Annotated in this window: 11 protein-coding genes; 9 read left to right on the forward strand and 2 right to left on the reverse strand. The window is 69.5% G+C overall.

Annotation, left to right across the window (positions count from 1 at the left end; genetic code table 11):
* Positions 1–20 precede the first annotated feature (20 nt).
* The 3 genes from PKF00_RS37500 (at position 21) to PKF00_RS37510 (ending at position 3,791) form a co-directional block, all read left to right on the forward strand.
* Positions 21–2,231 carry a thiamine pyrophosphate-dependent enzyme gene (locus PKF00_RS37500; RefSeq protein WP_271222488.1) on the forward strand — a complete coding sequence of 737 codons (2,211 nt, stop codon included), beginning with the start codon at positions 21–23 and terminating at the stop codon, positions 2,229–2,231.
* Between the two features lie 129 nt (positions 2,232–2,360).
* Positions 2,361–2,744, forward strand: a complete 384-nt coding sequence (locus PKF00_RS37505; protein WP_271222489.1) for a DUF2730 family protein — start codon at positions 2,361–2,363, stop codon at positions 2,742–2,744.
* A gap of 342 nt (positions 2,745–3,086) precedes the next feature.
* A complete protein-coding gene (locus PKF00_RS37510) occupies positions 3,087–3,791 on the forward strand; it encodes a hypothetical protein (RefSeq protein ID WP_271222490.1) in 705 nt (234 codons plus the stop codon).
* Positions 3,792–3,832: 41 nt separating this feature from the next.
* On the opposite strand, the gene PKF00_RS37515 is transcribed toward PKF00_RS37510, so the two are convergent.
* On the reverse strand, positions 3,833–4,972 hold the full coding sequence (locus PKF00_RS37515; RefSeq protein ID WP_271222491.1) for a magnesium and cobalt transport protein CorA: 1,140 nt from the start codon (positions 4,970–4,972) through the stop codon (positions 3,833–3,835).
* 10 nt (positions 4,973–4,982) lie between these two features.
* Positions 4,983–5,459 carry a nuclear transport factor 2 family protein gene (locus PKF00_RS37520; protein WP_271222492.1) on the reverse strand — a complete coding sequence of 159 codons (477 nt, stop codon included), beginning with the start codon at positions 5,457–5,459 and terminating at the stop codon, positions 4,983–4,985.
* Positions 5,460–6,033: 574 nt separating this feature from the next.
* Here PKF00_RS37520 and PKF00_RS37525 point away from each other — a divergent pair.
* The 6 genes from PKF00_RS37525 (at position 6,034) to PKF00_RS37550 (ending at position 10,977) form a co-directional block, all read left to right on the forward strand.
* Positions 6,034–6,750: a M50 family metallopeptidase gene (locus PKF00_RS37525; protein WP_271222493.1), complete on the forward strand. Its 717-nt coding sequence runs from the start codon at positions 6,034–6,036 to the stop codon at positions 6,748–6,750.
* 198 nt (positions 6,751–6,948) lie between these two features.
* Entirely contained in the window at positions 6,949–7,680 is a 732-nt protein-coding gene (locus tag PKF00_RS37530) for a sensor histidine kinase (RefSeq protein WP_271222494.1), read from the forward strand.
* 147 nt (positions 7,681–7,827) lie between these two features.
* On the forward strand, positions 7,828–10,470 hold the full coding sequence (gene lanKC / locus PKF00_RS37535; protein WP_271222495.1) for a class III lanthionine synthetase LanKC: 2,643 nt from the start codon (positions 7,828–7,830) through the stop codon (positions 10,468–10,470).
* 4 nt (positions 10,471–10,474) lie between these two features.
* Positions 10,475–10,609 carry a SapB/AmfS family lanthipeptide gene (locus PKF00_RS37540; RefSeq protein WP_271222496.1) on the forward strand — a complete coding sequence of 45 codons (135 nt, stop codon included), beginning with the start codon at positions 10,475–10,477 and terminating at the stop codon, positions 10,607–10,609.
* A gap of 32 nt (positions 10,610–10,641) precedes the next feature.
* Positions 10,642–10,776 carry a SapB/AmfS family lanthipeptide gene (locus PKF00_RS37545; RefSeq protein ID WP_271222497.1) on the forward strand — a complete coding sequence of 45 codons (135 nt, stop codon included), beginning with the start codon at positions 10,642–10,644 and terminating at the stop codon, positions 10,774–10,776.
* Positions 10,777–10,842: 66 nt separating this feature from the next.
* Positions 10,843–10,977: a SapB/AmfS family lanthipeptide gene (locus PKF00_RS37550; RefSeq protein WP_271222497.1), complete on the forward strand. Its 135-nt coding sequence runs from the start codon at positions 10,843–10,845 to the stop codon at positions 10,975–10,977.
* Positions 10,978–11,053 lie beyond the last annotated feature (76 nt).

The following is an 11,053-nucleotide window of genomic DNA, read 5'->3' on the forward strand; positions in this document are numbered from 1 at the left end:
GATGGGGACATAATCGGGCTGTGGCGCGCGACGCAGTTGAGACTCACTTCGCCGAAGCGGTGGCCGCCCTGTCTCCCGGGCCCCCGCGCGATCCCCGGACGCCCGTGCGGGAGGGCACCGGCCTGACCGGGGACCGCTGCCGCGAGCTGTTCGAGTTCCAGCTGGGCAGCAGGCTCCTCGACGTCGCCGCGCGCTGGCTCCGCGAGCAGGACGAGGGCTTCTACACCATCGGCTCGGCGGGACACGAGGGCAACGCGGCGGTCGCCGCCGCGCTGCGCGCGACCGACCCCGCCCTCCTGCACTACCGCTCGGGGGCCTTCTACCTCGCCAGGTCGGCGATGGCGGGGCGGCTGCCCGAGGAGGGCCTGCGCGACGTGCTGCTGGGTCTGACCGCCTCGGCGGAGGAGCCGATCGCGGGCGGCCGTCACAAGGTCTTCGGCCATCCCCGCCTGGCGGTGATCCCGCAGACCTCGACGATCGCCAGTCACCTGCCGCGCGCGGTCGGCGTCGCCTTCGCCATCGAGCGGGCCCGCCAGCTCGGCCTGCGCGGCGCGTGGCCCGGCGACGCGATCGCGGTGTGCAGCTTCGGCGACGCCTCGCTCAACCACGCCAGCGCGCTGTCGGCGCTCAACACCGCGGGCTACGGCTCCTACCAGGGGCTGGCGCTGCCCATCCTGTTCGTCTGCGAGGACAACGGCCTGGGCGTCAGCGTGCGGACGCCCAAGGGCTGGGTCGAGGCCGCGCACCACCCGCTGCTGACCTACTTCTCGGCCGACGGCTGCGACCTCGCCGACGTCCACGACGTGACCCGGGCGGCCGTCGAGCACGTCAGGGGACGCCGCTCCCCCGCCCTGCTGCACCTCGACACCGTCCGGCTGATGGGTCACGCCGGCTCGGACGTCGAGCTGTCCTACCGGACCAAGCGGGAGATCAACGCCGACCTGGAGCGCGACCCCCTCGTCGTCACCGCCAGGCTGCTCGTCGAGGCCGGCCTGACCACGCCCGACAAGCTGCTGCTGCACTACGAGACGACGCGCGAGCACCTGTTCAAGATGGCCCTGGAGAGCTCGCGGCGTCCCCGTCTCAGCTCGGCCGGCGAGATCACGGAGCCGCTGGCCCCCCGCACCCCGCGAACGGTCGCCCTGGCCTCCGCGGCCGCCTCGGGCTCCAGGGAGAAGGCGTTCGCCGGAAGGCTTCCCGAGGGAGAGGGCCCGCTGACCCTCTCCCAGGCGATCAACCGGACCCTGGCCGACCAACTGGCCGCCCATCCCGACATGCTGGTCTTCGGCGAGGACGTGGCCAGGAAGGGCGGCGTATACGGCGTCACCCGGGGGCTGCAGAAGCGCTTCGGCGTCGGCCGGGTGTTCGACACGCTCCTCGACGAGCAGGCCGTGCTCGGCCTGGCGCTCGGCTCGGGCGTCTCCGGCCTGCTGCCGGTGCCCGAGATCCAGTACCTGGCCTACCTGCACAACGCGCTCGACCAGATCAGGGGCGAGGCCGCGACGCTGTCGTTCTTCTCCAGAGGGGCCTTCCGCAACCCGATGGTCGTCCGCGTCGCGTCGTACGCCTATCAGAAGGGCTTCGGCGGCCACTTCCACAACGACAACTCCGTCGCCGCGCTGCGCGACATCCCCGGCCTGATCGTGGCCTCGCCCGCGCGTCCCGACGACGCGGCCTCGATGCTGCGCACCTGCCTGGCGGCCGCCCGGGTCGACGGCAGCGTGTGCGTCTTCCTCGAGCCGATCGCCCTGTACAACACCCGCGACCTGTTCGAGGACGGCGACAACGGCTGGCTCTCGCCGTACGTGCCGCCGACCCGCTGGGCGGAGACGCACGTGCCGGTCGGCAGGGCCCGCGGCTACGGCGACGGCCGCGACCTGACCATCGTGACCTTCGGCAACGGGGTGCGGATGAGTCTGCGGGCCGCGGTCAGGCTCACCGCGGAGGGTTACGGCTGCCGGGTCCTGGACCTGCGCTGGCTGTCCCCCCTGCCGGTGGAGGACCTGGTGCGCTCGGCGGAGCTGACCGGCAGGGTGCTGATAGCCGACGAGACGCGCAGGGCGGGCGGCGTCTCGGAGAGCGTCGTCGCCGAGTTGCTCGACGCCGGTTTCACCGGCCGGATCGCGCGGGTGAACTCGGCCGACAGTTTCGTCCCGCTGGGTGAGGCGTCCCGGCACGTGCTGCTGTCCGAGACCGAGATCGAGGACGCCGCCCGCAAACTGCTGGCCTGACCAGTCCGCGGAATCCCTCCGAACCCCTTCCCGATCGTGTTCAATTGGTGACGCACCGCTACGAATCGCTTACGTGGTTCACCGGCGGACGAGCTCCCATCACCCCCTGCAGGAGATACCATGCCCGACGTGGCGACGAAGAGCACCGGCCAGCGCGTGACGGACCTGGAGTCCTGGGCCTTCAGAACGGGCTCGGATCTCGCCGACATCAAGGAGACTCTGGGCGAGCTCCCCGCGACCGTCCGGGAGGAGGTCATGGTGTACACCTCTCCGATGTTCGAAGAGATCATGAACAGGATGGCCACCAAGGAGGACCTCTCCGCGCTCACCGCCAGGGTGGACGGGCTGGAGACCAGGGTGGGGAGCCTCGAGGTCAAGGTCGACCGCCTGGAGACCAAGGTGGACGACCTGGCGGCGCGGATGACCTCCATGGAGGGGCGGATGGGCTCCATGGAGAACCGGATGGGCTCCATGGAAGGCAAGATCGACCTGATCCTGGCCAAGCTCGGCTGATCTCCGACACGGAGGCCTCGGCGTCGACGCCGGGGCCTTCCCGCGTTCCGGCGCGGCGGACCCCGCCGCCCCACGCGGACGGACACCGAACCCATCGCAGCAACAATTCACCACATAGTCGATATATCCCATTATTCGACCAAATAAATAACACTCTGCCCGTAAACACGACAAAGCCTTTACGAGACACCCGAACAGGTCGCTTTCATCGGCGAAACCGCCAATGGCGAGGAGGCGACAAAAAACGTTCCACAAAGCGGCGGATTCGGCCGACAGAAACCAGGGAACTGCTTTACCGTCTCATGGCGAAGCATGTGCTGTGTCAAGCGTTTCGTTCCACGCGTGGAGGGTCGGCCGATGGTCTCCGTCAACCAGGGTGTCTGGGTTCCGGGCAGCGATGTCTACCGGTACGGCTACGGCTGCATCCCCAACATCCCGATCGTCGGCGCGCCCTCGGACACCAACTTCCGTCGCTGGTCGATGCTGCACGACGGCGCCGGCTACCGTCTCTACGCCTTCAAGGGCAGCACCCGCGACACCCTCTACCAGTTCGCCTGGGACGGCACGTCATACGCCTACGACCACGAGTCGATCCCGGTGCTCACCCTGACGAACGCGCCCGCCGACGCGGACAGCGGCAGCTTCTCGGTGCTGCACAGCGGTGACGCCTATCACCTCTACCTGCGCAGGATCGGCGACCCCACGGTTCTCTACCAGTTCGTCCACGTGCCGGGAACCTCGACCTACCAGTGGGCGTACGGCGACCACATCCCCGTCCTGCGGGTCACCGGCTTCCCGGAGGACACCGACTGGTCACGCTGGACGATGCTGCACGACGGCTCCGCGTACCGCATCTACGCCTTCCACCACGGGAGCAACGACGCGCTCTCCCAGGGAACGTGGAACCCCGCGACGCACGAGTACCAGTACGCCTACGACTCGATCCCCCAGCTGAGGCTCGAGGGCTACCCGTCGGGCAGCGACGCGGGACGGGTGGCGGCGCTGCACGACGGCGCCGCCTACCGGTTCTACTTCCAGGCGCGCTAGGAGGCGGTCCCCCGGACGCGAGGGGCGCGTCCGGGGGACCGCTACAGCCAGTCGCGGCGTTTGAAGACCACGTAGAGGGTCGTGCAGACGGCCGCCATCAGGAGCACGGCGAACGGATAGCCGAACGTCCAGTGGATCTCCGGCATGACGTCGAAGTTCATGCCGTAGATGGTGCCGACGAGGGTGGGGGCGAAGAGGATCGCGGCCCAGGCGGAGATCTTCTTGACCTCCTCGTTCTGGGCGTTGCTGGCTTCGGTGAGGTTGGTCATGTGCTCGTTCTGGGCCTGGGCGACCATGGTCGAGTTGACCACGAGGATGTCGTGGAGCATCTGCCGGAAGCCGCCGACCCGCTCGACCACGGTGATCGCGTGGTCGGCGACGTCGCGCAGGTGTCGCTGCACCTCCTGGTCCACGCCGTACTTGGCCGCCCCCGCGATGAGCCCCTCGATCATGGTGAGCAGGGGCTGGGTGGCCCGCTGGAACTCGATCACCTCGCGTGAGAGCTCGTAGATGCGGCGGGAGACGCCGGGCTGGTTGCCGAAGACCTGGACCTCGATCTCGTCGATGTCGTTCTGCAGTCCCGCGACCACGGGGGCGTAGCCGTCGACGACCGCGTCCAGGATGGCGTAGAAGACCGCCTGCGGGCCCTGGGCGAGCAGTTCGGGGTCGCCCTCCATCCGCCTGCGGACCTGCGACAGGTCGGGGGCCTCGCTGTGCCGTACGGTGATCACGAAGTTCTGGCCGACGAAGACGTGCAGCTCGCCGAAGTCGACCTCCTCGGTCTCGTCGAGATACCTGGCGGGACGGAGCACCACGAACAGCGTCTCGCCGTAGCGGTCGGCCTTCGGCCGCTGGTGGGCGACGATCGCGTCCTCGACGGCGAGCTCGTGAAGGTCGAACTCCTCGGCCACGTTGAAGATGACCGAGTCCTCCGGGCGGTAGAAACCGATCCAGGCCATGCTGTCCGGCGTCTTCTTCAGGAACTCGAAGGCCTCGGGCAGCGACGCCGGGGTCGCGTCCCTGCACCCGTTGACGTAGATCGCGTTGTCGATGACGCGCGAGCGGGGCGGTGGCGGCTGGTCGTCGGCGCGGGGGTCCATCGACCTCTCGGGGGAGTCGGGGACGTCGCCGGGACGCCCGCGCACCAGGCTCAGCACGTTTCGCATTCGCCGATCAGCCACACCCGTCTCCTCATCCGGCCTTCATGAAGTCCTCCAGCGACTGCATGGCCCTACCCCGGATCGTCGCCCGGAACATGGGCGTCCAGCCGAACAGCAGGCCGACCGGCCTGCCCAGGGCCATCTTGGACCAGCGCCTGAAGTCGAACTCGTCGTGGTGCCGGACGATCAGGCCGTCCTCGAACCTGAACAGGGCGTCGATCTCGTTGACCACCGGCCTGCCGGTGCCGCCGAAGGTGTAGCGGGCGGTCCAGTGCGCCGTTCCGTCGTGGTCCCGCGCGGCGACGTCCTTGACGGCCACGCCGACGTCGCCGTTTCGGCCCAGCAGCATCCGCCACATGCCCATGACCCTGCTCCGGCCCTCCAGTTCCTGGAAGACGGGATCTCCGAACGTGACGTCGGGGTGGTAACACCGCTGCATGGCCTCGGTGTCGCGGCGCGCGAAGGCGTCGTAGAAGTCCCTGATGAGCCCGGCATTCCGGTCGTTCACGCACTTTCCCCCGATCACGGATGTTCCGACGACTGAGTGTAATCGGCGGCGAGATCGGGCAGGCGGCTGACGCCGTCCCGGTGCGCCAGGGCTGACCTGGGGTGACGCCCTCCCTGCCCGGTGTCCGGCGCGGGCTCGGCGCGCCGGCGCGGCGCGGGGGTCGGATCGGCGTGGAGCACGACGGGAACGCCAGGGTTCGCCGACGGTCCGCGCATGTCGCCGATCTCCTTCAGCTCGGGGTCGAAGTCACCCGACCGTGGCAGGCCTGGAGGGCGCGCCCCCTGTCGAGCGCGCCCCGCACATGGCCGATGACTCCAGGGTCGGGGTAAAAGGTGGCCGACGGAAGACATCCCGGGGTACGGCGTGCGAAGTCGGCCCCGCGTTCGCCGAGGCGGGCCGCCGCCGACTCCCCGCCCGTCCCGACCTCCCCCGGATCCCGGCCCGGGCCTCCCCCTGGCGGGGGGCGGGCTCACCGGTCTTTTCCGGAACCATGTTCCGCGTTTCGCGACTTTATCGCCAGCACACCGGATGTCATGGGACGCTTTGCTCCGACGTCGTAAAGGAGAAATGACTGTTGTCCGAGGTCTGGGTGGCTCTGACCAGAGCCCAGGAGGGGCCGCCCATGTGGGTCGTGCTGCTGTCCGCGCTGGCCGCTCTGGCCGTGGTGGTGTGGTCGACCTCGTGGCAGTTGTCACGAGGTCTGATCACGATCGCGCACGAGGGCGGGCACGCCCTGATGGCGTTGCTCACCCGGCGCAAGCTGCAGGGCATCCGGCTGCACTCGGACACCTCGGGCGTCACCCTGACCAGGGGCAGGCCGACGGGGCCGGGGATGATCCTGACCGCCGCGGCCGGATACGTCGCCCCGTCCCTGCTGGGGCTCGGCGGAGCGTGGCTGACCTCGGCCGGTTACGTGACCGTGCTGATCACGATCATGATCGGGCTGCTCCTCTGCATGCTGCTGCTGATCCGCAACCTGTTCGGCGTGGTGAGCCTGCTGGCGACCGGTGGGGCGATCTTCGCCTTCACCTGGTACTCCGCACCCGACATGGACGCGGTCCTGGCCTACCTCGCCGTGTGGTTCCTGCTGTTCGGCGGGGTCAGGCCGATCCTGGAGCTGCGGCGCAAGCGCCGCCACGGCCACACCCCCGACTCGGACGCCGACCAGCTCGCCCGGCTGACCTTCCTGCCCGCCGGGTTCTGGATCTTCTTCTTCCTGCTGGTCGCGGGCGTCGCCCTGGTCTGCGGCGCCTACCTGTTGAGCCCGCTGCCGCTGCTGCGCCTGCGCTGAGCGCGCCGGGCGCGTTCACGCCGCGGGGAATCGGCAGCGGAAAACTTGACTGTTCCATACTGATTAAACGCCCCACAGGCCCGTGTTATGGGCCCCATAACACATAACGACTCGGCGTCATTCTTCGACGGCCGACTACTGCCGAGCATTGTTCTTATTCATTGACAATTAAACGTTTTTTTGACTTTATTGCCATGTATGCGCTCATCCATTGAGAGCTGGCCGATGCCGCACCAACTGTACGTCGTCGTGGCGATCGCGGCCGGGATCCTGCTGGTCTCGCTGGGCGTCACCGCCGCCCTGGCGCTTCGGATCAGACGGCTGCGCGCCGAACGGGACAGAGCCGTCACCCTGGCCCAGGAGGAGCTGGCGCGCGACGTCCACGACATCGTGGGGCACTGGCTCTGGCTGGCGTCGATCAAGAGTGAACTGGCCTACCGGCGCGCGGCCGGCGACGCCAGGCTGCGCGGCGAGCTGGGCGAGGCCCTGCAGGCCGTCCGGCACGCCGCGCACGCCGTGCGCCACGTCTCGAAGGGCAACAGGCAGCTGTCCTTCCAGGGGGAGAGCACGCGGGCCGAGGCCCTCCTGGCGAGCTTCGGGATCGACTGCACGGTCCGGGTCGAGTGTTCAAGGCTGCCCAGGAACGTCAGCGCGGCGCTGGGAACCGTGATCCGCGAGGGCGTCACGAACATGCTGCGGCACAGCGCCGTCAGCAGGTGCGTGATCGAGCTGACCGAGCAGGAGGGTCTGCTGCGGCTGGCCGTCGCCAACGACGGCGCCTCCCGCCGGGAACCGCCCCACTCCCCCGGCGACGGCCTGGACAACCTGCGGCACCGCGTGGCCGGGCTCAGCGGCACGGTACGGGCCTCGACAGGCGACGACGGCTGGTTCAGACTGATCGCCGAGGTGCCGCGAAAGTTTTCTGAATAACTTTCACTTACGCCGCGAATCCCCAGGTGACACACGAGTTCACGATTAAACCTGTGAGTTTCGCATGCGTGACTAGTGGAGTTTGTAACTAGTCATTTCTCGGGTTATCCGTAATTCTCTCTTCTGGAAGACAGCAGGGAGATTGCCGTGAATGACCAGTATGAGCTTTATTGCCTCGCGGATCGGCTCTTCTACGACACCCTTGACGGCCGCCGGGGCGAGCACCCCGATTTCCCCCAGGCGACCCGGGAGGTCCCGGAGGGCTGGAGGCACCAGGCGAGCGACACCTGGATGCACTACGCGCCGGCCGGCGGCAGGACGCCCGCGCAGGGATGGAAGATCCACGTGTCCGCGTGCGTCGAGGACGCCGAGCGCGCCCTCGACGTCGTGTGGGACTACTGCGTGCCGCGGGGCATCGCGTTCAAGTTCCTGCGCAGCCTGCCGGTCATGTCCATGCTGAACTCCAAGGCCGCCCCCCGCGGCTCGAGCGGCAAGCTCGTGACGATCTACCCTGTGGACGACAGTCAGCTCGAACTCACCCTCAAGGAGCTCGACGGGCTGCTGCGAGGCGTCAGGGGACCCTACGTCCTCAGCGACCTCCGCTACGGCGAGGGCCCGCTGTTCGTGCGGTACGGCGGCTTCGTGCCGCGGCACTGCCTGAGCACGAGCGGCGAGCTGGTGCTGGCCGTCGAGGACGGCGACGGGCGGCTCGTCCCCGACGTGCGGGAGCCCGCCTTCACCGTGCCCTCGTGGGTGACGCTGCCCGCCTTCCTCGAACCTCACCTCGCGGCCCGCAACGCGGTCACGACGAACGGGCTGCCGTACCAGGTCGAGAGCGTGATGCAGTTCTCCAACGGCGGGGGCGTCTATCTCGGGCGCGATCTGCGCACCGGCGACCGCGTGGTGCTGAAGGAGGCCCGCCCGCACGCCGGACTCGACGCCGCGGGGCGCGACGCCGTGGCGCGGCTGGCGCACGAGCGCGACATGCTGGAGCGGCTGGCCGGGCTCGACGCGGTGCCCGCGCTGATCGACTACTTCACACTCGGCGACCACCACTTCCTGGTGCAGGAGTTCGTCGACGGCAACCCCCTGCAGCGGCTCCTCGTCCAGAAGTACCCCCTGACCAGGGCGGACCACGACGAGGAGACCCGCGCCGCGTACACCTCGTGGGTGCTCGACACGCTCCCGAAGGTCCGGCGGGCGGTGGAGTCCCTGCACGAACGCGGCGTGGTCTTCGGCGACCTGCACCCGAACAACATCCTCGTCACCGGCGACGGACGCCTCGTCCTCATCGACTACGAGGTCGCGACCCTCGCGGAGGACCGGGCCCGCGCCGCCCTGGGGCACCCCGCCTTCGGAGCACCACGCGACCGGCACGGCGTCGACATCGACGTCTACGCCCTGGCGTGCCTGTGCTTCGGGCTGTTCGCCCCTCAGCTCACCATCATGCTCCCGCTCGACCGCGCCAAGATCCTCCAGCTGGCCGAGCTCGTCACCGAGACCTTCCCCGTGCCGCCCGAGGTGGTGGAGGAGGCGGTCCGGACCATCGTGGGGACGCAGCCGGTGGCGGCCCCCCGGATTCCCCGGCCAGGACGCGACGGCTGGCCGGAGGTCAGGGAGGCGACGGCCAGGGCGATCCTGGCGAGCGCGACCCCGGAACGCGAGGACCGCCTCTTCCCCGGCGACGTGGCCCAGTTCCGCCCCGGCGGGGGCGTCAACTTCGCCCACGGCGCGGCGGGCGTGCTCTACGCGCTCGAACGCGCGGGGGCGGGCCGCTTCCCCGAGCACGAGGAGTGGCTGCGCCGCAGGGCGCTGGACCCCGCGCCGGGGACGGGCATCGGCTTCTACGACGGGCTGCACGGCGTGGCCCACGTGCTGGAGGAGCTCGGGCACCGCCAAGACGCGCTCGACGTCGTGGCACGGTGCCTGCGGGAGCGGTGGGAGTCGCTGGAACTGGGCCTGTTCGGCGGCCTCGCCGGCGTCGGGCTGAACCTGTTCCACCTGGGCGAGAGGGCGGGTGAGCCCGGCCTCACCGAGCTGGCGCACCGGGTCGTCGGCATCTGCGCCGACAGGCTCGGCGGCCCGGACGACGTGCCGGAGATCAGCGGCGGGACCAACCCCAGGGCGGGGCTGATGTACGGCTCGGCGGGACCCGCCCTGCTGTTCACCCACGCCTACGAGCGGACCGGTGACACCTCACTGCTCGACAGCGCGGCCGTCGCCCTCAGACAGGACCTGCGGCGCTGCACCCGGAACGAGGACGGCTCGCTCCAGGTCACCCAGGGCTGGCGCATCCTGCCCTACCTCGACGAGGGTTCCGTCGGCATCGCCCTGGCGCTCTCCCGCTACCTGGCCCACCGCGACGACGAGGGCTTCCGCGACGCGCTGAAGGGCTGCGGGCTCGTCACCCGGGGAGGGTTCTACGTCCAGCCCGGCCTGTTCACCGGCCGGGGCGGCATGATCCTGGCCCTCGGCGCGGAACGGGCCTCGGCACACGACGCCCCCGGCGTCGACATCGACCTGGCCGCGCAACTGCACGGGCTCGGCTGGCACGCGCTGCCGTACGGCGGCGGCCTGGCCTTCCCCGGCGACCAGTTGCTGCGGCTCTCCATGGACTTCGCGACCGGCACGGCCGGAGTCCTGTTCGCGATGAGCACCGTGCTGCACGACCAGCCGGTGTTCCTCCCCTTCACCGGGCCGCCCGGCGGCACAGGCTCCCTGACCAAGGCACCGCCTGTGCTTGAACCCGCCGAGCGGCTTCACTCCCACGAGCCATCGAAGGAGGTGTAGACACATGGTACTTCTCGACCTGCAGAGCCTGGAAGCCCCGACCGGCGGCGGCCACGGCGGCGGCGGTGGCAGCACGCTCACCGTTCTCGGCTGCGAATCCCACACCCCGAGCGCGCTCAGCCTCGTTCTTTGCCACTAGTCCTTCCAGCTCACCAGAAGTGGAGCAACACCATGGTTCTTCTCGACCTGCAGACCCTGGAGACCCCCGGCGGCGGCGGCCACGGCGGCGGCGGTGGCAGCACCCTGACCGTCCTCGGCTGCGAGTCCCACACCCCGAGCAACCTCAGCCTGGTGCTCTGCCACTGAGCGGCTCGCGTTTCCACCAAGCACGTCACCGGCAGTGCCCCTTTTTCCTAGAAGTGGAGTAACACCATGGTTCTTCTCGACCTGCAGACCCTGGAGACCCCCGGCGGCGGCGGCCACGGCGGCGGCGGTGGCAGCACCCTGACCGTCCTCGGCTGCGAGTCCCACACGCCGAGCAACCTCAGCCTGGTGCTCTGCCACTAGTGAAGCGGATGCCCGGGACGGCCGGCGACGGCAGCCGTCCCGGGCATCGCCCGTTCTGCGAAAGACCTCTCGACGA

Origin of the sequence: Streptosporangium carneum (genome assembly GCF_027922005.1) — a bacterium.
Lineage (GTDB): Bacteria > Actinomycetota > Actinomycetes > Streptosporangiales > Streptosporangiaceae > Streptosporangium > Streptosporangium carneum.

Excerpts from the sequence above, each read along its gene's own strand:
- PKF00_RS37530 (WP_271222494.1), top strand. The coding sequence starts at position 6,949 with ATGCGCTCATCCATTGAGAGCTGGCCGATGCCGCACCAACTGTACGTC.
- PKF00_RS37545 (WP_271222497.1), top strand. The coding sequence starts at position 10,642 with ATGGTTCTTCTCGACCTGCAGACCCTGGAGACCCCCGGCGGCGGCGGC.
- PKF00_RS37540 (WP_271222496.1), top strand. The coding sequence starts at position 10,475 with ATGGTACTTCTCGACCTGCAGAGCCTGGAAGCCCCGACCGGCGGCGGC.
- PKF00_RS37550 (WP_271222497.1), top strand. The coding sequence starts at position 10,843 with ATGGTTCTTCTCGACCTGCAGACCCTGGAGACCCCCGGCGGCGGCGGC.